18 protein-coding genes are annotated in these 26,065 nt (G+C 47.1%); 16 read left to right on the forward strand and 2 right to left on the reverse strand.

Features of this window, described 5'->3' with window-relative positions:
• Nucleotides 1-104: 104 nt before the first annotated feature.
• On the reverse strand, nt 105-872 hold the full coding sequence (locus MHI12_RS14780; protein WP_047842955.1) for a helix-turn-helix domain-containing protein: 768 nt from the start codon (nt 870-872) through the stop codon (nt 105-107).
• A 274-nt stretch (nt 873-1,146) separates the two neighbouring features.
• Between MHI12_RS14780 and MHI12_RS14785 the strand changes: the two genes are divergently transcribed.
• The 14 genes from MHI12_RS14785 to MHI12_RS14850 all read left to right on the forward strand — a co-directional run bounded on the left by MHI12_RS14785 (nt 1,147) and on the right by MHI12_RS14850 (nt 22,306).
• Nucleotides 1,147-2,502 (forward strand): ABC transporter substrate-binding protein, encoded by a 1,356-nt coding sequence (locus MHI12_RS14785; RefSeq protein ID WP_405172810.1) that lies wholly within the window; start codon nt 1,147-1,149, stop codon nt 2,500-2,502.
• 105 nt (nt 2,503-2,607) lie between these two features.
• On the forward strand, nt 2,608-5,505 hold the full coding sequence (locus tag MHI12_RS14790) for an extracellular solute-binding protein (protein ID WP_405172811.1): 2,898 nt from the start codon (nt 2,608-2,610) through the stop codon (nt 5,503-5,505).
• Nucleotides 5,506-5,524: 19 nt separating this feature from the next.
• The gene (locus tag MHI12_RS14795) at nt 5,525-6,481 is read left to right on the forward strand and encodes a carbohydrate ABC transporter permease (protein WP_124114701.1); all 957 of its coding nucleotides are present in this window, start codon (nt 5,525-5,527) and stop codon (nt 6,479-6,481) included.
• A gap of 2 nt (nt 6,482-6,483) precedes the next feature.
• Nucleotides 6,484-7,359 (forward strand): carbohydrate ABC transporter permease, encoded by an 876-nt coding sequence (locus tag MHI12_RS14800; protein ID WP_026081082.1) that lies wholly within the window; start codon nt 6,484-6,486, stop codon nt 7,357-7,359.
• Nucleotides 7,360-7,374: 15 nt separating this feature from the next.
• Nucleotides 7,375-8,838, forward strand: coding sequence for a hypothetical protein (locus MHI12_RS14805; protein ID WP_405172812.1), 1,464 nt, complete (start codon nt 7,375-7,377; stop codon nt 8,836-8,838).
• Nucleotides 8,822-9,457, forward strand: a complete 636-nt coding sequence (locus MHI12_RS14810; protein ID WP_036670948.1) for a YIP1 family protein — start codon at nt 8,822-8,824, stop codon at nt 9,455-9,457. Before MHI12_RS14805 ends, MHI12_RS14810 begins: the two co-directional genes overlap by 17 nt.
• A gap of 17 nt (nt 9,458-9,474) precedes the next feature.
• On the forward strand, nt 9,475-12,051 hold the full coding sequence (locus tag MHI12_RS14815; protein WP_405172813.1) for a DUF5696 domain-containing protein: 2,577 nt from the start codon (nt 9,475-9,477) through the stop codon (nt 12,049-12,051).
• Between the two features lie 53 nt (nt 12,052-12,104).
• Nucleotides 12,105-12,950: a carbohydrate ABC transporter permease gene (locus MHI12_RS14820; protein WP_082219083.1), complete on the forward strand. Its 846-nt coding sequence runs from the start codon at nt 12,105-12,107 to the stop codon at nt 12,948-12,950.
• Between the two features lie 17 nt (nt 12,951-12,967).
• A complete protein-coding gene (locus MHI12_RS14825) occupies nt 12,968-13,915 on the forward strand; it encodes a carbohydrate ABC transporter permease (protein ID WP_405172814.1) in 948 nt (315 codons plus the stop codon).
• Between the two features lie 272 nt (nt 13,916-14,187).
• Nucleotides 14,188-15,894: an RICIN domain-containing protein gene (locus MHI12_RS14830; protein WP_047842959.1), complete on the forward strand. Its 1,707-nt coding sequence runs from the start codon at nt 14,188-14,190 to the stop codon at nt 15,892-15,894.
• A gap of 294 nt (nt 15,895-16,188) precedes the next feature.
• Nucleotides 16,189-18,540 carry a helix-turn-helix domain-containing protein gene (locus MHI12_RS14835; RefSeq protein ID WP_405172815.1) on the forward strand — a complete coding sequence of 784 codons (2,352 nt, stop codon included), beginning with the start codon at nt 16,189-16,191 and terminating at the stop codon, nt 18,538-18,540.
• A gap of 275 nt (nt 18,541-18,815) precedes the next feature.
• Nucleotides 18,816-19,670: a sugar ABC transporter permease gene (locus MHI12_RS14840; protein ID WP_036671100.1), complete on the forward strand. Its 855-nt coding sequence runs from the start codon at nt 18,816-18,818 to the stop codon at nt 19,668-19,670.
• A 27-nt stretch (nt 19,671-19,697) separates the two neighbouring features.
• Nucleotides 19,698-20,627 (forward strand): carbohydrate ABC transporter permease, encoded by a 930-nt coding sequence (locus MHI12_RS14845; RefSeq protein WP_036615892.1) that lies wholly within the window; start codon nt 19,698-19,700, stop codon nt 20,625-20,627.
• Nucleotides 20,628-20,647: 20 nt separating this feature from the next.
• Entirely contained in the window at nt 20,648-22,306 is a 1,659-nt protein-coding gene (locus tag MHI12_RS14850) for an ABC transporter substrate-binding protein (RefSeq protein ID WP_100526248.1), read from the forward strand.
• 222 nt (nt 22,307-22,528) lie between these two features.
• On the opposite strand, the gene MHI12_RS14855 is transcribed toward MHI12_RS14850, so the two are convergent.
• Complete coding sequence (locus tag MHI12_RS14855; RefSeq protein WP_405172816.1) at nt 22,529-23,671, reverse strand: glycosyl hydrolase family 8; 1,143 nt, start codon at nt 23,669-23,671, stop codon at nt 22,529-22,531.
• A gap of 290 nt (nt 23,672-23,961) precedes the next feature.
• On the opposite strand from MHI12_RS14855, the gene MHI12_RS14860 reads away from it, so the two are divergent.
• Entirely contained in the window at nt 23,962-25,245 is a 1,284-nt protein-coding gene (locus MHI12_RS14860; protein ID WP_405172817.1) for an SGNH/GDSL hydrolase family protein, read from the forward strand.
• 41 nt (nt 25,246-25,286) lie between these two features.
• Nucleotides 25,287-26,060: an alpha/beta hydrolase gene (locus MHI12_RS14865; RefSeq protein WP_405172818.1), complete on the forward strand. Its 774-nt coding sequence runs from the start codon at nt 25,287-25,289 to the stop codon at nt 26,058-26,060.
• The last annotated feature ends 5 nt before the right edge of the window (nt 26,061-26,065 follow it).

The following is a 26,065-nucleotide window of genomic DNA, read 5'->3' on the forward strand; positions in this document are numbered from 1 at the left end:
ACCAAACCCAAACAACCACAAAAAAACGCAGGAAGAAGAATACATCCTGCGTTTTTTTGTGGTTATTATCTAATTGATAAACAAACCGATTGGGCAATCCACCTTTAGGCCGTGTGGATTTTTTGTCTTCTATAAGCATTGGGACTCGATCCGGCATACGCTTTGAACTTTTTATAGAACCAATCAATGTCTTTATAACCTACCTCAATAGCAATCTCATATATTCGCAAATTCGTGGAAGACAACAACTGCTGTGCCTTTTCCATACGTTGCTGGAGCATATAATCATTGAAAGACATCTTCTCTTCCAGCTTGAACTTCTGTCCAAGGTACGCACAGTTAAAATGAAGCATGTCAGAGATCTTCTTCAGCGTGATTTCATCACTCAAATGATCCCGTACATAGGCCTTGACGATACGAATAACATGACTGGAGTGCATGGGTTTACCATTCATTTGAACGGGTGTTTTGAAGAACGACGACGTTTTGTGTGCCGGGTCGGTTTCAAGGTGGGATCTAAGTCCATGCAGACTGTTAAGCAAGGAAGAAGGACTAACAGGATACGGGAGATAATCATTTACCTGATACGTCAAGGCTTTGCGTACGAACCTGAAGTGATCTCTTCCACCCATAAGGAGAATAGGTATCTGACTTTTTTTTCGAATGTCATTGCATAACCAGAGCCCCGCGGTATCAAACCTCTCTGTATGTACCATAACAAGGGAAAAGTCTCGTTCTGACAATGCGGTCAAAGCCTCGGCCGATGAGAACACACAATTTGCGATAGTATATTGAGCTTTGCTCCGTAGCAACATCTGTTGCAACTCTCCGCACAAACGACGGCTGAAATCCACAAGTAAAATATCATACATGAAGCAATACCTCACCTTCTGCTGAATTGTAATGCGCTAGATTAACTGAAATTTGACTTAATTTCATTATGGTAATAAAAGAAAGCGCATACAATGTGCATATTTTTGTAGACAGTGCATTTCTTTACCAATTAAAACCTATAATGCACTTTGCTCGAGCAAAATTACGAAAATCTATATTCAGCCCGGGTAAACATCTGTATTTCGGCAGGTTGTTTGCGCTTTCATTGTGACGATACACTGTGATAGCAAACGACAATCAGGGGGGAAGACGATGAGAAAAAACAAGTTCATGCTACTGAGCCTGGTATTTGCGGTCTTGTTGGTAATTGCTGCATGCAGTTCTGAACCTACCGCTCAACCCGAGCCGGAAAAGACAACACCACAGGAGGAACAAAAACCCGCGGAAACCGAGCCGAAGAATGAAAACTCCACGCCAGAAATGGACTTTGACATGGGTGGCAGAACCATCAAGGTTGTTGCTTGGTGGGACATGGAAATACAGGGGAACAACCCGGACAACATTCAACGCCTTGAGAATCTCGAAGCGCTGAAGAAAAAACACAACTTTAATATTGAATATGTTTCCATCGATTTCGGTGAATATCAGGAAAAAGTAGTTGCTTCCCTGATGGCCGGTGAACCGCTTGGCGATCTGGTGAGACTGGGCAAAAACTATGCCATTCCAGCATTGACCAAACAGGATCTGTTATGGCCGGTGGATGATTATATTAAAAACGACAAGGTATTCAACCAAAAAACAACCAAAGAATACATGCAGTATGAAGGCAAAGGTTACGGCTTTACTGAGGACCAGTCCTCGTTTATCAACGGAATTTTCTATAATCGCACACTCATGCAAGAGCTCGGCTTGAAGCCACTTCAGGAGTATGTGGATGCCGATGAATGGAACTGGGATACGTTCATCAGTGTTGCAAAGCAAGCGAACAAGGATCGAAACAATGATGGCAAGCTGGACACTTGGGGACTCGCTCAGACAGGATTGCTTGAACCAATTCTGTATTCCAATGAAGCTTCCCTGACCCTAGAGGATAAGCAGAACCTGGAAGACCCAAAAACGAAGGAAGCACTGAATTTCCTGTCCAAACTGGCTACGGAAAAGGTCGGCAGAGCTTCTGAAGGCGGCGACTGGACTGAGCCGTCCACGTTCTTCCGTCAAGGCAATACGTTGATGTATTCAGGTGCTATGTACGAGGTTGAAGGCATTATGACAGACATGAAGGATTACGATATCGGTTTTGTACCATTCCCTAAAGGTCCAAGTGCATCAGCGTATCACTCTGGTGAGTCACGTTACCAGGCTATAACAATTCCTAAAGCAGTAGAGAATCCGGAACAACTGATGTACATCTGGGAGAAAATTAACGAGATTGATTCGATCTATGAGTATCCGGGCCAATCCACACTGGAGACACATCTGACTGACGAAGCAGATATCAACAACGCCAGGGAGGTAGCAGAAGGAATGCTGGTTCTCGACCATAATACATTCCCGTCCTTGCCTTTCTGGGACTTTGATGGAGAGCTCAAAGAAGGGGTATCTGTATCTACGCTGATTGAGAAATACAAGGCTCCTTTCCAGGCTGCGATTGATGAGGTTTACAAATAAGTATCACGTTACACGGGCAGAACGCACCAGTGATGGTGCGGTCTGTCCGGGTTAGTCAATCGTTCAGTTCTCTCAACGCTTACAGGAAAGGGGATACATTCAAACATGCGGTCACGTAAGAAAAAGGGACTAATCCTGGTGCTTGTCCTGGCCTTGGTGCTCTCCATATGGACACTATATCCATCGCGGGATCGTAATCCGGGAACGGTACATGCGCTTGAGGACTTTGAGGCGGTATCGGGAACCGAGGATTCATTCAGTTATGAGCATTATCTGACTGCTCATGACAATACGGCCAAACCGGATGAAATTGTACGCATCGAAGGCGAATCTTATGTTCAGGCAGAGGATGGGGAATTTGAGGTTGTGCAAGGGTACGCCGGATTAGACGGAAATGCCGTAATTACGCCGGAAACTGGAACCATTCGCTGGGATGTTCCCGTTCAAGTGAGCGGTTTGTACAACATTCGCATTCACTATTATCCCGTAGAAGGCAAAAGCTCTGGGATCGAACGCAGGCTTGAGCTTAATGGTAAGGTCCCGTTCAGAGGGGCCGATATTCTTCTGTTTGACAGGGTATGGGGGAATCGCGAGGATAACGTCCGGCAGGACGATCGTGGCAACGAGCTTAGACCAAGACAAGTGGAGCAGCCCGAATGGCAACTGACTTCCTTCAAGGACAGCGCAGGGTACTTCGAGGAACCGTTTCAGTTTTATTTTGAAAAAGGCAGTCAGAAGTTATCGCTCACTTCATTAAGAGAAAGCATGGCGATCGATTATATTGAGCTATATCAAGAAAGCGAAGTTCCTTCCTATGCAGAGCTGGAGCAAACCTATGCCTCACTCGGCTTGAAACAATCTGCTCCTGTGATGTTGAAAGTTCAGGGGGAGGAAGCTGTTAGCAAATCATCTCCTACACTGGCACCAATCTCGGACCGATCAAGTCCTTCACTCGAGCCTTATAATGTATCGAAAATTCGGATGAACGCCATCGGGGGCATTAACTGGAAACTGCCGGGTGAATGGATTGAATGGGAAATTGACGTGCCTGAAGACGGACTGTATCAACTGGCGCTTAAGGTGAAGCAGGATCAATTGCGTGGCATCTATGCCACCCGCAGTCTGACGATTAACGGCGAAGTTCCGTTTAAGGAACTGAAACGCATTCGATTTAACTACAGCCCGGCTTGGCAAACTCAGGTGTTGGGTTCGGGAGAAGAACAGCCATATCAGTTTCATCTGGAAAAAGGAAAACATCGAATCCGAATGACGGTTACACTTGGCGACATCGCTCCGCTGCTTCGGACCGTGGAATCCAGCGTGTTGGAACTGAATGAGATGTATCGCAAAATATTAATGATCACCTCCAACAGTCCGGACCCACTGCGGGATTACCAGTTGGAACGCCGTATTCCGGAGATGACGGAGGTGTTTGAACGACAAGCTGACACCTTGCGCTCGGTTGCAGATTACCTGGAAAAGGCCACGGGTGAGCAAAGTGACAAAGTGGCCGTACTTCACGCCATGGTATTGCAGCTTGAAGATATGGCGGCCAGACCAGAGACGGTTCCCAAACGGCTGGATACGTTCAAAATTAACGTAGGTGGTCTCGGCACATGGATTCTATCGGTACGTGAACAGCCGATTACGTTGGATTACCTTGTCGTATCTCCGCCGGGTGAAGCGCTGCCAAAAGCGGAAGCGAGCACCGTCCAACAGGTGAAGCACGAACTGGGCGCGTATGTTGCCTCGTATACCGAAGATTACGACAGCATTGGCAACGTGGAACAAAAGAAGGATGCCATCACCGTATGGATCACGACCGGACGAGATCAAGCCCAAGTACTGAAAGGCATGATCGACGATTCGTTTACCCCGGATACGGATGTGTCCGTGCAGTTACGTCTCGTTCCGCCTAATATTTTGCTGCCCGCAACACTTTCGGGGGAAGGACCGGATGTAGCCATGCAGATGGGCGAAGACATTCCGGTGAACTATGCGATGAGGAATGCAACAGCGGATCTGAGCCAGTTCCCCGATTTCGAGGAAATTTCGGGCAGGTTCCGCGAAAGCGGATTGACGCCTTACCGATACAACGACGGGGTATATGCCCTTCCGGAGCAGCAGCATTTTCCAATGCTCTTTTACCGCAAAGATATTCTGAATGAACTGGGCCTCGAACCGCCGAAAACGTGGCAAGACGTATATAACGCCATCGCCGTGCTGCAGAAGCATAACATGGAGTTTTATCTGCCGATAGAGGATACGCTGAACAATGCCAACCTGGTTCCGAATTCAACCTTTGCCATGTTGTTATATCAGAATGACGGAACGTTCTACACCGAAGACCAGAAGAAAAGTGCACTGGATTCGGAGATTTCAATGGACGCGTTCAAACGCTGGACGCAATTTTATACCAATTACAAGTTTCCGCTCAAAGCCGACTTTCCGAACCGGTTCCGTACCGGGGAAATGCCGATCGGAATTGCTGATTACACCACGTATAACATGCTGACGGTTATGGCTCCGGAAATCCGCAATCTCTGGGACTTTACGATTGTTCCGGGTACACAGCTTCCGGATGGGTCCATAAGGCATGAAGTGGCCAGCGCTACGAGCGCGGTGATGATGCTCGAAAATGCTGACAACAAGGAAGCGGCGTGGAAGTTCATGAAGTGGTGGACTGATGATCAGACCCAGATTGAATACGGGAGAGAAATGGAAGGTCTTATGGGAGCGGCTGCCCGTTACCCTACGGCCAATATCGAAGCCTTGAAGCAATTGCCTTGGCCTGTGAAGGATTATCAAAATCTCGAGAAACAATGGGAATGGGTACAGGGAATCCCGCAGCTTCCTGGAGGTTATTTCACGGGACGACATCTGGACAACGCCTTCCGTAAGGTGGTCAATGCAAATGAAAATCCGCGTGAAGCTTTATCGGACTATGTCTTGTACATTGACGATGAAATAGAGTTGAAACGCAAGGAATTTAATCTGAAATAGAGGAAAGGGAGGGTAACGGTTGCAAGCTAAAACTACCAAGACAGCCGCCGCTCCTGCCGTCCATACCCGCCAGGTCGGCTGGTGGTCCCTATTGAAGCGGGATCTGTATCTCAGCAGGCATTATTATGTATTGATGGCACCGTTTATGCTGATTTTTTTCATGTTTACTGTCATTCCGGTCGGCATTTCACTCGGGCTCAGCTTTTTTCACTTCAATATGCTGGAGCTGCCGCGATTTGTCGGCTGGCAGAACTATTCCCGGCTTTTCCTGAACGATGACGTATTTCTGATCGCGCTCAAAAACACGCTCCTTTTTGCCGTAATTACAGGCCCTATCAGTTATATTGCCTGCTTTTTGTTTGCGTGGATCATCAATGAGCTGTCTCCTAAAATTCGGGCGGTCATGACGCTGGTTTTCTATGCTCCATCCATATCGGGCAACGTCTTTTTCATCTGGCTGATCATCTTCTCTGGTGACAGCTACGGGTATATGAACGGCTTCCTGATGCGCCTTGGCGTCGTACTGGAACCGATCCAATGGCTCGCAGATGAGAAGTATGTACTGGCAATCGTCATTATTGTACAGCTGTGGCTGAGCCTGGGAACCAGCTTCCTGGCCTTTATTGCAGGACTGCAAACCATTGATCGTTCTCTGGTTGAAGCAGGAACCGTAGACGGGATCAAAAACCGCTGGCAGGAGCTCTGGTACATCACCTTGCCTTCGATGAGACCGCAGCTGATGTTTGGTGCGGTAATGCAGATTACCGCTTCCTTCGCCGTAGCTGAGATCTCCATCGCACTGGCAGGTTTCCCGAGCGTAAACTATGCGGCACACACAGTTGTCACACATCTGATGGACTTCGGAACCATTCGTTTCGAGATGGGTTATGCCTCGGCCATTGCAACGGTTCTGTTTGCCCTGATGCTGGGTACAAACGTTTTCACGCAAAAAATGCTTAGAAAGATAGGTGAATGACGATGACCAGCAAAGTACGTGCCGTGTTTGGCATGCCAAAAAGGCTTAATCGGTCATTTACCGTCAGCCTGATGTTATTTGCATTGCTGGGTGTGTTCGGCTCCTTTATGGTGCTTCCGCTCATCTATGCTGTCAACAATGCATTCAAGCCGCTGGATGAGCTGTTTATTTTCCCGCCGCGCTTCTGGGTGAACAATCCGACAACGGAGAATTTTGCCGATCTGATCAACCTCATGGGCAATTCGTGGGTGCCGTTATCCCGCTATATTGCCAACACATTGCTCATTACGATACTTGGCACAGCGGGGCATATTCTTCTTGCATCTGCAGCGGCTTATCCGCTGGCGAAGTATCGTTTTCCCGGTTCCAAAGTGTTGTTCACCATTGTCATTCTGTCCCTGATGTTCTCGCCGCATGTTACGGCGATTCCGAACTACATGGTCATGTCCTGGCTTGGCTGGATTAACACTCATGCGTCCATTATTGTGCCATCACTTGCGTTCTCGCTGGGACTTTTCCTGATGAAACAGTTCATGGAGCAGATTCCCGATGCTTTGCTGGAGGCAGCCAAAATCGACGGGGCTAATGAATACCGGATATTCTGGAGCATCGTGATGCCCAATGTGAAGCCGGCATGGCTCACGCTCATGATCCTGCAGTTTCCAGCGTTATGGGGAACGGATGGCGGGAGCTTCATTTACAGTGAAAATCTCAAAACGCTGCATTATGCGCTCAGTCAGATTGTGCAGGGAGGGATTGCAAGAGCCGGTGTAGGTGCGGCTGTTGCTTTGCTGCTGATGATTGTACCGATCACTCTGTTTATCATCTCTCAGAGCAGTGTTATGCAGACGATGGCCACTTCGGGCATGAAAGAATAGAAAGGAGGCAGCGAGGTGCGGAGAAGCACATGGAAAAAACGTAAATCGATCATCATGGGCATGATCTGCCTCCTGTTGTTCGTTCAAGAGGCGCCCTATGTGAGTGCAGACGGTAAAACGGATGCGTATCATTATTCCTTCTGGGGTGACGCAGTTCCTTCACCCGCGGCATATGAGGCAACAACCATTATCACCGGCAAGAAGCTGAACACAACTCCTATGAAAGAGCCAAGTGACATGCATGTTACCGCCAATCAGCACGTCTTTGTGCTCGATTCGGGCAATGGCCGCATCATTGAGATGGATCGCAACTTCAAGCTGGTACGGACGATTGATTCATTTGAGCAGGAAGGCAAGGAAGATCATTTTAAAAATCCACAGGGATTGTACGTCACGGAAAAAGGCCATCTGCTGGTTGCTGATTCGGATAATCACCGGGTGGTGCATCTGGATGAACAGGGGAAGCTGGTCAAGATCGTGTCTGAACCAAAATCGGATCTGCTTAAAGAAGACTTCCAGTTTAAACCGATGCGGATTGTTATGGACAAGGGGGAGCGTATCTACGTCATGGCTGAAGGCGTATTTGATGGATTCATGGAGTTCAGCGCCGATGGTACGTTCTCTTCCTTCATTGGAGCGAACAGAGTTCAGGTGGACCCGGTGGAATATCTGTGGAAACGGTTTGCAACACGGGAGCAGCGGAGCCAGATGGTGATGTTCACTCCAACGGAATTTACCAATCTGGATATGGATGAAGAGGGCTTCATCTACGCCACTAGCGGGGATCGCGGCAAGGATCCGGTCAAAAAGCTGAATGCCCAGGGTACAGACATTTTGCGCAGAGAAGGTTATCAGACTCCGCAGGGTGATTTGCTGTATACCCAGGAAGCAGGGCCATCCCGCCTGATTGATGTGGATGTGGGTGACAGTGACATGTATTCCGTACTGGATTCCAGCAAGGGCCGAATCTTTACCTACAATGGAGACGGATATCTGCTCCATATTTATGGGGGCATCGGGAACCGGCTTGGCCAATTTAATACACCTGTTGCCCTGGAACGTGCGGGAGACCGGATGTTAGTTCTGGATAAAGCGCTGGGTGAAATCACCGTCTTTCAAACAACTGAATACGGACGTACAATCCACGAAGCGGTGCGCAGCTACTATAACGGTGATGAAGATCAATCTTCGGTGCTGTTTGCCCAAGCTGCCGAGATGAACGCTAACTTGGAATATGCGTATGCAGGAATTGGCAAAGCATTGCTTCGTCAGAAGGAATACGCCGAGTCTGCGAAATATTTCAAGCGCAGCATGGAGCCCAAAGGGTATTCCAAAGCTTTTCTTTTGTACCGCAAAGAGCTGATGCGTGAGCATTTTTCATGGATGATGTCCGGTATATTCCTGGCTGTCGCTGCGATTGTCACCGTCATCATCGTTCGCAGGCAGAAAAGGAGGACTACGAATGCAGGCATCAAGTAAGCAACTATATCAGTACCCGCTGCATCTGATTTTTCATCCGTTTGACGGATACTGGGAACTGAAATATGAACGGAACCAGAGAAACTCACTGCTGATTGCTTTCATGATCCTGGTGCTTTTGGTCATCACCAAAATTTTGCATGCCCAGTACAGCGGTTTTCTCATTAATCTCAGTAATCCAAAGTACCTGAACAGTCTGCTCGAAATGTTATATGTCATTATACCGGTACTGTTTTGGTGTGTGGCCAACTGGTCGTTAACCACATTGATGGACGGGGAAGGCAAGTTCTCCGAAATTTTCATGTCAACGTGTTTTGCACTGGTACCGTTGTTACTCATTCATTTTCCATGGATCTGGCTGAGTCTTGTGATCTCTGCGCAGGAAACTGCCTTTTATTATTTCTCCAATGCACTCGCCGTTGCATGGACGGTATATCTGTTATTTGTGGGGAATATGACGGTTCATCAGTACACACCAGCCAAAACGGTGCTCACGATGCTGCTGACACTTGTAGCGATGGCGTTTATGGCATTTCTGTGCCTGTTATTCTTTAGTCTTGTACAGCAAATTGTATCATTTGTCGTAACCATCTATCAGGAATTAGTGCTTCGGGGCTAAGGGAGGAGGAAATTGTTATGAATTATACCGTAGCCAAAAAAATAACAGGAATGCTGCTCGTGGGCAGTCTGCTTCTTGGCGGTTGTCAATTCTCGCCAAAACCGCTCGCTCACGAGACAGTGACTGCCGCTGATCTAACGGACTTTCCCTCCCTGCCTCCCGGAGAGAAACTGAAATCATCTTTCAGCGATGTCCGCCTTCCCGGCATGGTAGGCATTGCGCAGAATGCTGCGCTGCAGTTGTTCATTAACGAAGAGACTGCCGAAATTGCAGTGATTCACACGCAGAGCGGCCAGATCTGGCGCAGCAATCCTGCAGATCGTGAGCAGGATGGGGTTGCAGCCGGGATAAACAAAGACCTGTTGTCATCACAAACGAAGCTCAGCTTCTTCAACAGCCTCGGACAGAGCAGCACCGTGAATTCCTTCACGGATAGTGTTGCACACAAGCAGATAAGCTACGAGGTGCTGCCAAGCGGCGTGCGGGTCCACTACCAGTTTGGAAGCACTGAGCGATCCATAGAAGACTTGCCGATGAAGATCAGTAAGGAGCGATTTGAACAAAAGCTGCTTGCACAGCTAGACAAGGCCGGGCAGCGGGCCTTGAAGGTCGGCTATGCGGAAGACAAGGATGAAGGCGCTTACGTCCGTATTGATAAGGCGATGCAAGGATTGCAATTGTCCCGGGCACTAAAGGCTTTTGACACAGCCGGTTACACATCGGAGGATCTGGCTCAGGATCATGCCGAGTTTGGCATTGAAGAGGAACGAAGTGGACCACGGCTGTTTATGCTTACGATGGAATATGAGCTGGATGGAGAGGATTTGCTTGTACGTGTTCCGTCCTCAGGTATTCATTTTCCGGAGGAATATCCGATCAACAGCATATCTGTAATGGATTATTTCGGGGCCGGGGGTTCAGAAGAAGAGGGCACCATACTGGTGCCGGACGGTTCGGGAGCGCTGATCCATTTTAACAATGGCAAGCTGCAGTATCCTGCCTATCAACAAGATATATACGGACCGGATATGACCATGAAACTACGGGAAGCAAGTTCGAATGAAGCCAGAGCCAGGTTGCCGGTATTTGGACTGATTCGGAAAGAGGGAGCTTTCCTGGGCATTATTGAAGAAGGGGATGCCGTTGCAGTTGTGAATGCCGATATCAGCGGCAAACTGAACAGCTACAACAACGTATATCCCAGCTTCTATGTCGTGAACAAGAGCGATGTGACGCTTCAGGCAAGTGATATGGTTCGTACACTTCCGAAATTCCAGAAGAAACCGACCGCGTCCGACTTCGTCGTTCGATATGCTTTTGTGGGGGCGGATAAAGCCTCGTACTCAGGGCTTGCATCTCTCTATCGGGATTATCTGGTGCAAAACGGCGGACTTCCCGAGCTGAATGCCAGCAAGGAGCAGAGTGACGTTCCCTTTTATCTGCAACTGTTCGGTGGCATGACAACAAGGCAGCATATGCTGGGCATACCGTATGATTCAACGGAGGCTTTGACCACGTTTGATGAAGCTAAAAACATTCTCTCCGCCTTGACGGAGAAGAAGGTATCCAATATTCAGGTGCGTTATGCGGGATGGCTTAACGGCGGACTTCATCATCGACTGCCGGATTCCATCCAAGTAGACGGCGCGGTAGGCGGGAAAAAGGGATTGCGGGAATTCAGCGCATATACACAAGAAGCGGACATCGGTTTCTATCCCGATATCGCTCTGCTGAATGTGCAATCCAAAAAAGGGTTTAAACCGTCCAAAGAAGCTTCACGCACATTAACTCAGGAACCGGCAGTCTTATATCCGATGAACCAGGCCATCCAGCGGCGGGACCGGGATCGTTCACCATCCTATGTGCTTTCGCCCAACATGCTGGAGGACGTGACGGCAGACATGTTAGATGAGCTGAGGTCCCTTCAAAAGGATGGACTGTCACTAAGCCTGAATGATCTGGCAGCTCAGTTAAACAGCGATATGAATCCGAAAAAGCTGGTGGACCGAACACAAGCGCTTGGCTCCGTAAAGAAGGCACTTGAACAGATCGGGCAGCAGGCTGGATCGCTTGTTGCTGAAGGCGGGAACGCTTATGCCCTGCCGTATGTAACTGGTCTGACAGATGCGCCAATGACTAGCAGTCGTTTCAAGCTGGAGGATGAAGAGATTCCGTTCTATCAGCTCGTTGTACACGGCAGCATCGGTTATACGGGGACGCCATACAATCTCTCCACATACACCAATGCAAGGCAATATGTGCTGAAGCTGATTGAATATGGAGCCAGCCCTTACTTTGCATGGTTCAATGCGCCAAACCATGTTGTGAAAGAAACGGATTATGATGATCTCTACGCGGCGAATTATGAACAATGGATCGATCTGGCTGCCGAGATCTACAACGAGGTGAACCAGGTGAACCAACCGTTTGCCGGACGTTCCATGATATCTCATGAATCCCTGGAGGAGGGCGTCTTCCGGACAACATATGAAGGTGGCGGGTTCGTAATCGTCAATTATAACGACTTCCCTGTAGAAGTTAACAACGATACAGTGGAAGCCCAAAGCTATGTGACTGGTGGTGAGCAGCTCTGAAGACGCTCCTGAAATGGAAATGGGGAAGTCGTACGTATGCTCAGCAGAAAGCCATGTGGGGCGTAATCTACGTGCTTCCCTGGCTCATTGGTTTTGTGTTGTTTTTCTTCATCCCGCTATTAGCCTCTCTGCGATACAGCATGAGTACAATTCAAGCTAACGCGGAAGGCATAGCAATTCAGTTCAACGGTGTTGCCAATTACATTCAGGCGCTGACCGTCAATACAAGCTTTAACCGTGCGTTAATTGAGGCGATCACAGACGTACTCATCAACGTACCGCTTATCGTTATATTCAGTCTGTTCCTTGCCGTCATCCTGAATCAGAAGTTCAGGGGCCGGGCTGTAGCGCGGTCGATCTTTTTCCTGCCCGTTATTCTGGCATCGGGAGTGATTATGACACTGGAGAGCACCAGCCTGATTGAAGCGGTTAATCAGAGCAGCACAGGTGGAAGCTCACTCGGGACATTTGAACTCGAAAATCTGATGGTTAACGCCGGAGTGAGCGATTGGATCGTTACGTATCTGAGTAGCGCCGTAGATCGGATCTATCAGATCGTCAGTCAATCCGGTGTACAGATTTTGATCTTTTTGGCAGGGATCCAGACGATTTCCCCTCAACTGTATGAGGCTTCGAAGATGGAAGGGGCAACGGGTTATGAAGCCTTTTGGAAAATTACGTTCCCAATGGTCAGCCCGCTTATTTTTGTCAATGCGATCTATACAATCATTGATTCGTTTGCCAATAACGCCATGACGGAACTGATCCGGGATACCGGCTTCGTCAAATTTGACTTTGGATTAAGTTCTGCCATGGCATGGGTCTACTTTCTGGCCATTGCCATCATTCTGGTTATCGTAAACATCATTTTCTCGAAGCGAGTCTTCTATCAAGATTAGAAAGGAGGGTGTCCCACGTGACAACATCACGATTATTATCGCTGGAGCATTGGAAAGGCTGGCTGTGGGCCATGATCCGATTCGTTCTGATTACCGGGCTTTCCTTCGTTATCCTGTTTCCCATATTTCAGAAGGTTTCCACATCCATCAAAGCTAAAGGTGATCTGTATTCGGCAGTGGTGGTGTGGATTCCACAGAACTTCTCCATCGACAATTTCAAAGAGGCGATACGCGTAATGGATTACTGGGCAACGCTGTTTAATACGTTTGCCCTGTCTGCAACGACTACACTGTTGACTACAGCATCCTGTGCACTTGCAGGATACGGATTCGCCAGACTGAAATTCAGGGGAAGCAACTGGTTGTTTGCTGGTGTAATTCTGACGATTCTTGTACCGCCAACGACCATTCTCATTCCGGTATACCTGAATCTGAAAAGCTTTGATCTCATGGGGCTTATGACGCTTATAGCCGGCAAACCTGTTAATTTGCTTAATACCAATTGGCCGTTTATTCTGACGGCGATTACGGCCAATTCACTTAAGGCCGGCTTGTACATCTTTATCTTCCGGCAATTCTTCAGAGGTATTCCGAAGGAAGTGGAGGAAGCGGCCTATGTGGACGGCGCGGGCATCGGACGAACATTTTCAAGAATCATGCTGCCCAATGCCATTCCGTCCATGGTAACAGTCATGCTGTTTTCCTTCGTATGGCAGTGGAACGACAGCTTTTATACGACGACTTATCTGACTTCAAGTAAAGTCATGTCGACTCAGTTATCGTCCCTTCCGTATAATCTGGCCCAGCAGGTTACTGACGGTGCAGCTTCCCAGGCCGATCCGTTCTATTTGAGCATGATCCAAGATACAGGAATTCTTCTTGCCATTCTGCCTTTGATCATCATCTATTTGTTTGTGCAACGATATTTCGTAGAGAGTGTAGAGCGTACGGGAATCGTCGGTTAAGTTAAGTTCTTCTGTACGTTAGGAGTGGGATCAGACTGGAAGAGGGAGGAGGAACTTCATGCAACATTCCATCTGTGAAAAGGGGGCATGTAACGATCTCATGAACGTCTGCTCACAGCAGAACCGGGATCCTTCCCTGCGCAGGATCCCCCTACTGGTGTGGAACGGGCTGCGGGAGCGGGCGCCGACCTGAGCGATCTGTTTGATCAGAGATACTCTGACGGAGCATACTCGCGATTGCAAGGCAATATATCAGATCAGGAGGAATTAAAGTGAAGAAGTTCATGACATCTTGTAAACTTGTACTCATTCTGGCTTTATTGATCACAATTGCTCCATGGGGAGGCAGCCGTGCCGAAGCATGGGTGGGCATGCCGATGGGCAAGCTGCACGTAAACGGCAAAAACCTGGTGAACAGCAACAACCAGCCTGTGCTACTGAACGGTTGGCATCAACCCTCAGGTGCCTACTGGACATATCAGGACAGCAATTATTATCTCAATCTGCACGGCAATAACCGTCATGCAGCTACACTGGCTTATCTGAAAGACATTACCGATACTTTTGCTGACACCAGCGCGAAGTACGGAAGCAATCATGGCTGGAATATGAATCAGGTGCGTCTGTTCATCGATCGTCAGGACATGGGAGATGTGGCTGCTGGTACATATAACTTTGCCGGTGTGCAGACCGTTACGCAAAATGTAATTATTCCGTACATTCAATATGCCAAAACAAAAGGTGTCTATGTTGTCCTGGGACTGGACTTCACACTGAAGGATGATCAGGCAACAACACCTGCCAACCTGCAAAAATTCAACGAAATCTGGGGTTATCTCGCTTCACGCCCGGAGATCAAAAGTGCAGACAACGTTCACTTCGAACTGATCAACGAACCGGTGAAATCCTATGCCAATGGACATTGGGGTGGATACAACGGGGAAAATGACTTTGTGGATCACTGGAATGACTTGCGTAATTTCCAAAATTCCATGATTTCAACAATTCGTAGCAAAGGTGCGGACAACGTCATCTGGGCGGCAGGTCTGGGATACAACCAATTTTACAGCTTGACGGCAAGCCATCCATTGACTGATCCGCTCAATAACTATGGATATGCGGTTCACTGGTACCCTGGTTATGGCGCATATGACAACTTCTCTATCCTGCAAGACCAGTGGAATACCAACGTGAAGGCAGCTGCTGACAAATATCCGATTAATATTACCGAGGTAACCTGGTTCAAAAACAAACCTGGCGATTCGGCCTATTGGAACTTGTTTAATGGTAGCAATGAAGGTTTTGGCACCAATACCAAAACGATTTTCAACGCATCAGGTAATGTCAGCATTGCAGCTCATATGAACGGATTCATTCTAAGTGAAGGACCACGAAGCTCCTTTGCCGACCCAACGGCTGGACTGAAATGGGATGGAGATGCTTCACGGAGTGCCATGGGACGATTCCTGTTCAACTGGTACCATGAACGTGCTCAGACTTACCCGGGCAGTGGACAAGGCGGCGGACCCACAACGGGTCTTGTATCCGGTGCAACTTATAAAATCGTAGCCCGGCATTCCAACAAAGTTGTTGATGTTCCTGGTGGTCAAAATGAAAATAATCTTCAGCTCCAGCAGTGGAGTGATCTGGGCGGTAACCCTCAGAAGTGGGTTCTGACCTCGATCGGCAGCGGCAACTATACACTGACAAGTGTGAACTCACCGGACAAAGTCATCGATATTCGCAACGGTACCCTCACCAATGGGGAAGCGGTTCAACTCATGAGCAATCTGAACACAACCGCTCAGCATTTTAAGGTCAACGATCTTGGTAACGGGTACTGGAGTATCATCAACGTGAACAGCAATAAAGCGATTGAAGTGGCAAACGCTTCCACTTCGGATGGAGCCTTGCTGCAGCAGAACACCTACACAGGTGCTACAAACCAACAATGGAAATTTGTTGCCGTTAGCAATTAATAAGCACAACATTAAACAAAAACCTCCCCAAGTCATTCCATGTCTTGGGGAGGTTTTTTGCGTTTATTTTTGATACTTTGTGATGGATGTCATGCGAAGGTAAAATACAACTATATTTGTGCGCTAACCCGCAGACCAACAATTATTTTCATGCAAGCATTGTACGCTACAGTATGTAAATGTACCATAAGGAAGAAGTTGTACCTTCACCAGGAAGAAATGCCCGGTGTATCATTGAACAGCTACCTTAACACAGATAAATGTAAGCGCTTGATAAAAAAAGGGAGGGTACATATGCAGCTCCTATGGTCCAAATTTTCACCCGTGTTCCGCCGATTCCTCATTTCGTATCTTGTCATTCTGATGATTCCTCAAATTGCGGGATATGCCTCTTACCGAGCTTCCATTGAAGCGGCCCGTTCCAGCTCCATTGAGAACAGTTTGAAGTCCCTGAGTCTTGGCAAAGAGATCATTGAGCGAAATCTTCTTCAAGTCGAAGCTTTTACCAGACAGCTTGCCGTCAATCCCGATTTGCAAAATTTAATTGCTGGGCCAAAGCCGCATGATCTCTACAATGTCTACGGTATGAACCGTATGCAGCGGAGCCTCTCCATGTACAGCAGTACCAATGATTACTTGTCCCATTTCTTCATTCACATACCAAACTACAATGCCATCATCACACCAAGAACTGTGTATTATCGTCCAGAGCATTATTATGCTGCCAATCAGCTGGACGGTATGTCGTTTGAACAATGGCATGACCAAATTCTCAAACAACCACACTTTAATGAAATCATACCGCTTCGAAACTATAAACGTGAAATACTCGGCACTGTGCTTGCAGACGTTCCCGCCATTACGTTTCTGCAATCTCTGCCTTTGAACAGCTTCAACAAACCGCAAGCGACGATTGGTGTCATGATTGATCAGGATCAGATGGCCAGCCTCACTCAAAATATTGTGGATCAATATGGCGGCTGGACTCTCGTCACTGATGCGGAAGGGCAGATCATTTTCTCCCATGGCATTGAACAAGCCGAAGCCGAGCAAATGGCACAGAGTCGCCAGAGAGAAGGTAACGCTGCGGAAACGGAGCTGAACGTGCAGAATGTACAGCCTGGAAGTGATGGTCGGCTGCTGATATCGATGCAGTCCAGTCAAAATGGATGGAATTACATGGCAGGGATTCCGGAGAAAGCACTCATGACAAAAGCGGACCAAATCAAACAAGTCACGCTGGTCTTTACTTTGGCAACCATTGCCTTGGGACTGTTATTCGGGCTGGTTCTGGCCTATCGGAATAGTGCACCCGTATACAGATTGTTGGCCTCTTTTCGGGAACAAATCACCGATTCCCCAGGCAGACGGGGCAATGAATATGATTTTTTGGCAAGCCATATTAACAATCTCATTGCTAATAATGACTCACTTAAAAACGCCATGAATGAGCAGATTCCGTTATTGAGAGACGGTTTTATCAAACGTTTGTTAACGGGAGAAGTCTATACCTCACTTGAGTTGGAGGTTATCTCATCCCAGGCGCACATTTCTCTTCATAGCAGCAAGGGCTTGGCAGGCTTAGTGAAGGTAAACGGATATGCCAATCCGGACAGTGAAGAAACGATCCATGAACTGGGTGTCGCAAGGCTGCTCATCAAACAGGTACTTACAGAGTGGAATGCGCAGCTGCTGATCACGGATTGGGGAACAGACCAGATCGCTTTTGCCTGTCCATTGGATGAGAACCAACTGAATGAAGCTATAGGGAGATGTGAAAAAGAGCTGAACACCTTGATGGAAGTGATCTACCGGGAGCATCGGATATCCACAACAATTGGCACAGGTGCAGCTTACGAGGTCTGGAATGATGCAGGGCGTTCCTTTGACGAAGCCAAACAAGCTCTGGATTATGCCATTCATATGGGAACAGATCATCTGGTGAGATTTGAAGATACGATGAAGGAAAATGAAATGTTCTATTATCCGATTGAGTCTGAACAGCGCCTGCTGAACACAATCAAAGTCGGGGAGCCTGAAGAGGCGGTACGCATTCTGGAGCAATTGTTTTTTCGTAATTTAGAGGAGCGGGAACTGTCCTACGAGATGACACAGCAGTTCATCATGGAGCTGAAGGGGACTTTTCTGAAGCTGGACGAACCAAAATTCAAGTTGGATGCCTCCCTGCTGGAGGAATATAAAACCCGGGTGACATCCATTCAGATGACAGAAACGATTACTTCGCTGCGTGCAAAATTCAAACGGTTAACGGAAGACATCTGCGGTGATTTCCAGAGAAGAAGAGCAGGAGCACATGCGGATACTGTAAGCGAAATGATTTGTTTTATCCAACAACATTATGGGGATGCAAACTTGACGATCTATCGGATTGCCGAGCACATGAGCAAGTCCGAGAAGTTTATATCCCAACTGTTCAAAGAACATACCGGAGAGAATCTTTCCGATTATGTAGAACGGGTACGCATTGATGCTGCCTCGAACTTGTTGCACTCCACTGGTCAGACCATTGACGAGATAGCGGAGGCCACCGGGTATAACAGTGCACATTCATTCCGCCGAGCTTTCAAGCGAGTACGCGGTATTTCTCCGAGTGTATTTCGGAAAATGGACGTTCATAGCGGTTAATGTAGGCTGTTTCTCGGGAACTATATTCGCTATTTGTACTTTCTCAGCGTAACTGTACCTTTACGCATCCCCAGCGCAATCTTATGATTACTCAAAAAGTAAGCGCTACCAAGTTGAGCTGAAGTTCAGCACGATTTGGAGCCAAGAATGGGGGGATGATTCTGAGAACCACAATGACCAGTGAATCAAAGTCCGTGAAGAAACCAAGTAAAGCGTTTGCCTTGAAGCAAGCATTATCCAGAAGCTGGAGGCGACATTGGCAGCTATATCTGCTGATCCTGCCACCGATTGCTTACTTTATTATTTTCAAGTATGTACCCATGGTGAATGCGGTCCTGGCATTTAAAGATTACAACGTCATCAAGGGGATCTGGGGCAGTCCGTGGGCCGGAACCAAGTATTTCGAATTACTTTTTAAAAATCCGGCGTTTGTCATGCTGATCAAGAACACACTCTACATTTCGTTTTACAGCCTGATCGTTGGTTTCCCGATTCCTATATTACTGGCGCTCGCGCTGAACGAAATCAAAAACATACGATTCAAAAAAACAGTACAAATGGTGACATATGCTCCATATTTCATCTCTACCGTTGTTATGGTCTCCATCATTATGCTCTTTCTGTCTCCTAGGCTGGGTATTGTCAACACGATTGCAGGCGCCCTTGGTTTCGAAGCAGTGAATTTTCTCGGTGAGCCTGGACTGTTTCGATCCATCTACGTATTCTCCGATGTGTGGCAGGGAATGGGGTACTCCGCTGTGATATATCTGGCTGCTCTGGCAGGTGTTGATCCATCCCTGTATGAAGCCGCCAAAGTGGACGGAGCCAACCGAATACAGAAAATCATCAATGTTGATCTGCCTGGACTACTTCCGGCAGCCGTCATCATTCTGATCCTGAGTGTAGGGAATATCATGGCTGTTGGGTTCGAAAAAATATATTTGCTGCAAAATCCGCTCAACCTGTCTGCTTCGGAGATCATCTCCACGTATGTCTATAAAATAGGATTGCTGAATGCCAATTACAGCTTCGCTACTGCGGTTGGCCTGTTCAACTCGGTGATTAACCTGATTCTGCTATTAATTGTAAACGCGGTTGCCAAGCGACTGTCCAATACAAGCTTATGGTAACGGGAGCGAAAGGAGGAGAATCAACCCATGCCTAACACACAGACAAATGCAGGTCGTTCGCGGATCAAGAGCAGCAGTACGATTCGTGAATCCTGGGGAGACCGCGTATTTATAACGGTTGTTTACTTCATGTTGACAGTGGTGCTGATTGCCGTGCTGTATCCCTTGATATATATTGTGAGTTCTTCGCTCAGCAGCCCTGCTGCCGTCTCCTCGGGAAAAGTCTGGTTGTGGCCCATTGACCTGACGTTTGACGGTTACAAGTCTGTATTGCGGAATGATCAAGTCCTTACCGGGTATGCCAATTCCCTTTTTTATACAGCCTGCGGCACCTTCATCAGCGTGGCACTGACCATTATGATTGCTTATCCATTATCCAAAAAAACGTTTGTTGGCCGCAGCTCGTTAATGATGTTTATTACCTTCACCATGTTGTTCTCAGGCGGCTTGATCCCTACCTATCTGGTGGTCAAAACCATGGGACTGATTGATACCCGCTGGGCGTTGCTGATTCCCAATGCCGTCTGGGTATGGCAAGTCATCATTGCCCGCACCTTTTTTCAGAATTCGATACCGGAAGAATTGTCCGAAGCAGCAGACATCGATGGCTGCAGTGACATCCGGTTTATCTTCAGTATTATCCTGCCACTCGCCAAACCGATTATCGCCGTGTTGTCACTTATGTACGCTGTCGGTCAGTGGAATGCATACTTTGACGCCCTCATCTATCTGAAATCACAGTCGCTCTATCCGCTACAGCTGATATTACGCAGCATTCTTATTCTGAACAGCAGTACGGGGAGCATGGATGCATCGGAAATGATCAAACAGCAGCAGATGGCTGAACTCATGAAGTACTCGTTAATTGTGATGGCCAGCTTGCCGGTGCTAATCATCTATCCTTTTGTTCAACGGTATTTCGTGCAAGGTATGCTGATTGGCTCAGTTAAAGGATAAGTTCATTTTTTCTATTATTCATGAAGGAGAGGATTATATTGAAAAAAGCGGGATTCATCATTCTTGCCTGTATGCTGTTTACCTCGTTGGTACTTGCCGGATGTTCAAGTTCTGATAAGGGGAACGGGGAAGGCAGCGATCCATCAGGCAAGACGGCCATTAATGTGTTTGCTCACCAGGGTTCGGATACCAACCTGTCCACTAACAAATTCACGAAGAAAATGGAAGAGAAGTTTGATATTCAGTTCAACTGGACTACGGTTCCATTCGACGGTGCAGCGGAGAAAAGACAGATTTCACTGGCTTCCGGTGATTATCCGGACTTGTATCTGCTCATCCCTTGGGTAGATCGTTTCTCCCAGACAGACTTGTTGAAGTTTGGTCAGCAGGGGGTTATTTTGCCGCTGAATGATCTGATTGAGGAGCATGCTCCCAATATTAAAAAAGTACTTGAGAGCAATGACTATTATCGGGCCATGAACACTGCTCCTGACGGAAATATCTATGGTCTGACGGGTCTGAATGAATGTTTTCACTGTTCATACCCAAACAAGATGTGGGTCAACACCAAATGGATGGAACAACTGGGCCTGACCGAACCCACGACGACAGAAGAATTTAAGGAAATGCTTCGGGCATTTAAAACGAAAGACCCGAACGGGAACGGTAAAGCCGACGAAGTACCGCTAAGCGGTTCGACTGAAAATTTCGGTGTGCACATTATTCCGTACTTGATGAACGGTTTTATCTATGACGACGATCGGAATTATCTCATTGTCAATCAGGGGAAAGTGGAGACCGTAGTGAACAAACCGGAGTGGAAAGAAGGGCTTGCCTATATTAAATCCCTGTACGATGAAGGGTTGATTGATCCAGGGGCATTTACCCAAAACGTCGGGGCCTTCAAAAAAATTGGAGATAACGCTGATGCACAGCTTCTCGGTGCGGGAGCAGCGATGCATCCATCATTATTCGTAACCACTGCCGAGGGTTCTCCTTACGGGAATGATTACAATCCCATCCCTCCATTGAAGGGACCCCATGCTGCTTATGCTACGTACAACTATCCGATTGATCCCGGAGCGTCTTTTGTACTGACAAACAAAGCCAGTGAGGAAACGCAGATCGCGGCCATAAAGCTGCTGGATTATCTCTATACCCAGGAAGGAACCATGGCATCATATCTGGGAGAAGAGGGCGTAAGCTGGCGCAAACCTCAAGAAGGAGAAGTGGCGCTCAATGATCAGATTGAGCCGTTATATAAAGCCATTCCGCTTCCTTCTGGAGAAGAACCTCGTAATGACAGTTGGGCTGCATTGAGTCAGTACAATCATTATCAGGCATATCGGGACTCCGAAGTACAGGGGACAGACATCTATGCCAATGATGGTGGTGAGCGACGTCTCTATGAGGCGACATTATTAATGGAGGGCAAGGAACCGAAAGAGATTTTCCCTCATTGGGCATTGTGGGTAGATCCTTCCCAAGCTGATGAAGCCAGCATGATGCAGACCAATCTCAAGGATTACATCGATCAGAACGCCCTGCAATTTATTACAGGCGCCAAAAGTCTGGATAAGGATTGGGATGAATATGTGAAAGGCCTAGAGGGACTGAACATTAATCGATATCTGGAGATTATGCAGTCTTCCTATGATACTTCTTCTGTTTCCAAATAATTAAAGTATCTGAATCATACAGAGCGGGAAAAGTTACTGCCTGTATTTGCACACCCAAACGTTCCCGGTTCGCAGTTAGCACTTGCGAGCCGGGAACGTTTTTTATTGATATAGATTAGATCGTAATATCATTGCATCCTTATTAAAATTATGTGATTGAACCTGTCCTGCAAGCTAAACGTTCACAGGACAGGTTCAACGGCTCGTGCACGTTCCCTTACTTTAGTACATGCGATATCTTCCGCTTAGAGCCAGCATGCTGAAAAAATACAGGCAATTGTCGTAATAACGTCGCTCTCCCTGACGCAGAGGTGTGTTCCAGAACTTGCGAACGAATGTGTCAGCATGTGGACCGTCCGCAGCCAGTGAAGCCATGGCATTGGTAGCCAGCAAACCTACAGGATGCAGTGAAGGTTCGTCGAAAGGTTCACCTTCTATTGTATAACGACGATAATCGGACATTTCAATATCACTGAAGAAGGATTGAATCCGATTGGATTGTTCGATCTGCCAGTGATCCTTGCGGAACCATTCCCAGTCCAGCGCTATATTCGCAGCAACACGGTAGGCATCACTGTAAAAATGTCTGAAATCACCATGCGGCTGTATTGGAGCCGGAGAGCCGTCATAGTTCGCATATTCAGGTGATAGTCCGGTTACGGGATGGCAGGCTGTATGAAGGTAAGCTCTACTAGCGGCCGCCGCTTCTTTCCAGAAGCGCTGATCTTCTTCATCCGCATATTTCGCGAATAGTTCATAAAAATGAGGCAGATGGTAGGATGGGTCGCTAAACGGTGTTTCTGGTATGAATTTGATCAGTTTTGTTTCCGGGTCCCACATGGGATGGCCTTCGCCGTCTTCGCCTTGATGTATACATGCACGAAGGATCTTGTGGGCTTGTGCCTTGTAATCATAAGGTTCAGCGCCATCGCCCCAGCGGTTGGAGGCAAAAAAAAGCGCCATGGCAAAAAACTCCTCACCATCAGGAGCAGGACCTTGCGAGAGTTGGGTTCCGTCAGGCTTGCAATGCCAGGCAAAATAATCTTTATAACGACCCGCTTTATGTTGCATAAACGAGTGTGAGAAATTCCACAGTCGATCAAATTCCTCCTTTTTGTCCATCTGAACAGCCATCATCATGCCATAGGACATGCCCTCGGATCGAACATCGAGATTACCAGTGTCCAGCAAATAACCCTTGTCCTCACCCATGGAGTAATATATTCGAGTATTGTCATCGCCATAAAACAGCTCGTTCCATGTATCTTCCAATCTGTTCGTGATCTCATTCTCATCGTAGCCTAGCTTCAAAAACAGATTTGTATATGTACCCGTATCCCACGCGCCTTGACCCGTGATATTCATGAGTATCCTCCTTCATCAATGCGGTTTTTCAAAATTATATCATGGAAATAGTATACAAATTAAAGCGTTTACATGAAAAATTATAGGTGTTCTGATCTGCATGTCATTGTACTCAAATTAAAATGATATATTGGTTAAAATCCTATACTTTGTCAGGTTGTTGTAAAATTATGTAAGGGATACACTTTGGGAGAAGGATCACATCTGATCTAATAATAATACAAGCTGTGATCCTTTAAATGTTGTTTGAGGATGGTCAGAATCTAACCGGAAGGATGTGATGATGATTTATGCTCCAGGATTCAGGAGATGCAGGTGAAAACACGGAATTCACTGCACCGCGCGATCCAGTTGGAGTGACAGCGTCGGCAGTCAAGCCCGCAATTGATTTTGAGTCACCTAGATATCGCGACATGATTGGCCGATCTCTTCTGAACAAAGGAAATAATGTCAGATTAAAACGAGCCATTGAGAAGGCAAAAAACGGCGAACCTGTCGTTATCGCTTATATTGGAGGCTCCATTACCCATGGTGCTGGTGCAGTACCTATTCATCTCCAAAGTTACGCTTATCGGTCTTATGAGTCGTTCAAGTTTATGTTTGCGCTTTCAAAAGATAGTCCGATTCATCTGATTAAAGCAGGTGTGGGTGGAACTCCTTCAGAACTGGGGATTGTACGTTATGATCGTGATGTGCTGAGGGGAGGTGCCGTTCAGCCGGATATTGTCATAATCGAATTCGCAGTCAATGACGCAGATGATGAAACCCAAGGTAAATGTTACGAGAGTCTGGTACTCAAAGCACTTACTGCCGATAACAAGCCAGCGGTCATCTTGTTATTCAGTGTATTCGAAAATGACTGGAATCTACAAGATCGTCTCGCTCCGGTAGGCTGGCATTATGATCTGCCAATGGTAAGTGTGAAAGATGCTGTCGTAGATCAGTTCAGCAAGACAAAAGGTGAAGGCAACGTTATTTCCAAAAAGCAATTTTTCCATGATATATATCATCCAACTAACATAGGGCATCGAATTATGGCCGATTGTTTGGAATATTTGTTCGACGTGACGAATCGTTCTGAGTGGGATGAGAAAGATCATCATATTGAAAAAGCTCCGCTAATTGGAAATGAATTTATTAATGTGAAGCTGTTGGATCGGAAAAACGGCAATCACATTGCCCGAATCGATGCAGGCTCTTTTTGTAAAACAGACACGGATCTGCAGATGGCTGAGATGGATGCTCATGACTATGGTACACCTCAGTTCCCCAACAACTGGATGCGTACAGGAGAGGGAAAAGAAGATCAGAGTAGCTTTCGGATAAGTTTGAAGTGCAAACGCCTCATTCTGATCTTCAAGGATTCTGGTAACGATGAATTCGGAACTGCACATATCAAGGTAGATGGGGTATTTGTCCAAAAAGTCGATCCGCGTCAAGTGAACTGGACCCATTGCCATGCCACACTTCTGCTTAACGAAGAGCATGTGGGGGAGCACTCCATCGAGATCGAAATGGCGGAAGGCCATGAACATAAATGCTTCACTATTCTGGGTTTTGGCTATGTGGATTAACTGAAGACTGATAGTCACTCATATGTTCGGAGGAAAAGAGAATGGAATTGATCTCACCAGCAGTAACGGGATATGACCAGTATCGGGAGAATATACCACGTGGAGTCATGGAGACGGTAGAGTATCCTTCCACCACGGTTGGCAATTCCCGTAAAGCGATGGTGTACACCCCACCAGAATTTTCTTCGACAACGATGTATCCTGTACTTTATCTTTTGCATGGTATTGGCGGAGACGAAACCGAATGGCATACTCATGGTTCTCCGCAAATTATTCTCGATAATCTGTACAACGATAATTTGCTTGAGCCGATGGTTATTGTTTTCCCCAACGGTCGCGCAATGTCGAATGACCGAGCCGAAGGAGACCTGTTTGAACCTGAGAAAATCAAAGCATTTAAACGGTTTGAATCCGATCTGCTCAACGATTTAATACCTTACATGGAGTCGAACTACCCTTTGCATAAAAGCCGGGATAAAAGGGCGATTGCTGGTTTATCCATGGGTGGAGGTCAATCCTTAAATATCGGATTAAGTAATCTAGACCATTTTGCATGGATCGGTGCTTTCTCCGCAGCCCCAAATACCAGAAGTCCGGAGCTACTTGTCCCTGATCTTTCGAAAGCGCCTTCATTACTCTCGCTGTTATGGATCTCTTGCGGTGAACAGGACAATCTAATAGAGATTAGTCTTGGGGTTCACCAATATTTGGCGCAACACGGAGTACCCCATATCTGGCATGAGGAAAGTGGAGGACATGATTGGCCCGTGTGGAAGAACGATCTTTATCTGTTTTCGCAACGTCTTTTCAAGTGAATTTG

This window comes from Paenibacillus sp. FSL H8-0280, from assembly GCF_045040665.1.
Taxonomy (GTDB): Bacteria; Bacillota; Bacilli; order Paenibacillales; family Paenibacillaceae; genus Paenibacillus; species Paenibacillus xylanexedens_A.

Bases quoted from the DNA above. Each gene is read 5' to 3' on its own strand.
- MHI12_RS14780 (WP_047842955.1), bottom strand. From the start codon at position 872: ATGTATGATATTTTACTTGTGGATTTCAGCCGTCGTTTGTGCGGAGAG.
- MHI12_RS14785 (WP_405172810.1), top strand. From the start codon at position 1,147: ATGAGAAAAAACAAGTTCATGCTACTGAGCCTGGTATTTGCGGTCTTG.
- MHI12_RS14790 (WP_405172811.1), top strand. From the start codon at position 2,608: ATGCGGTCACGTAAGAAAAAGGGACTAATCCTGGTGCTTGTCCTGGCC.
- MHI12_RS14800 (WP_026081082.1), top strand. From the start codon at position 6,484: ATGACCAGCAAAGTACGTGCCGTGTTTGGCATGCCAAAAAGGCTTAAT.
- MHI12_RS14810 (WP_036670948.1), top strand. From the start codon at position 8,822: ATGCAGGCATCAAGTAAGCAACTATATCAGTACCCGCTGCATCTGATT.
- MHI12_RS14815 (WP_405172813.1), top strand. From the start codon at position 9,475: ATGAATTATACCGTAGCCAAAAAAATAACAGGAATGCTGCTCGTGGGC.
- MHI12_RS14820 (WP_082219083.1), top strand. From the start codon at position 12,105: ATGTGGGGCGTAATCTACGTGCTTCCCTGGCTCATTGGTTTTGTGTTG.
- MHI12_RS14835 (WP_405172815.1), top strand. From the start codon at position 16,189: ATGCAGCTCCTATGGTCCAAATTTTCACCCGTGTTCCGCCGATTCCTC.
- MHI12_RS14845 (WP_036615892.1), top strand. From the start codon at position 19,698: ATGCCTAACACACAGACAAATGCAGGTCGTTCGCGGATCAAGAGCAGC.
- MHI12_RS14850 (WP_100526248.1), top strand. From the start codon at position 20,648: ATGAAGGAGAGGATTATATTGAAAAAAGCGGGATTCATCATTCTTGCC.
- MHI12_RS14855 (WP_405172816.1), bottom strand. From the start codon at position 23,671: ATGAATATCACGGGTCAAGGCGCGTGGGATACGGGTACATATACAAAT.
- MHI12_RS14860 (WP_405172817.1), top strand. From the start codon at position 23,962: ATGCTCCAGGATTCAGGAGATGCAGGTGAAAACACGGAATTCACTGCA.
- MHI12_RS14865 (WP_405172818.1), top strand. From the start codon at position 25,287: ATGGAATTGATCTCACCAGCAGTAACGGGATATGACCAGTATCGGGAG.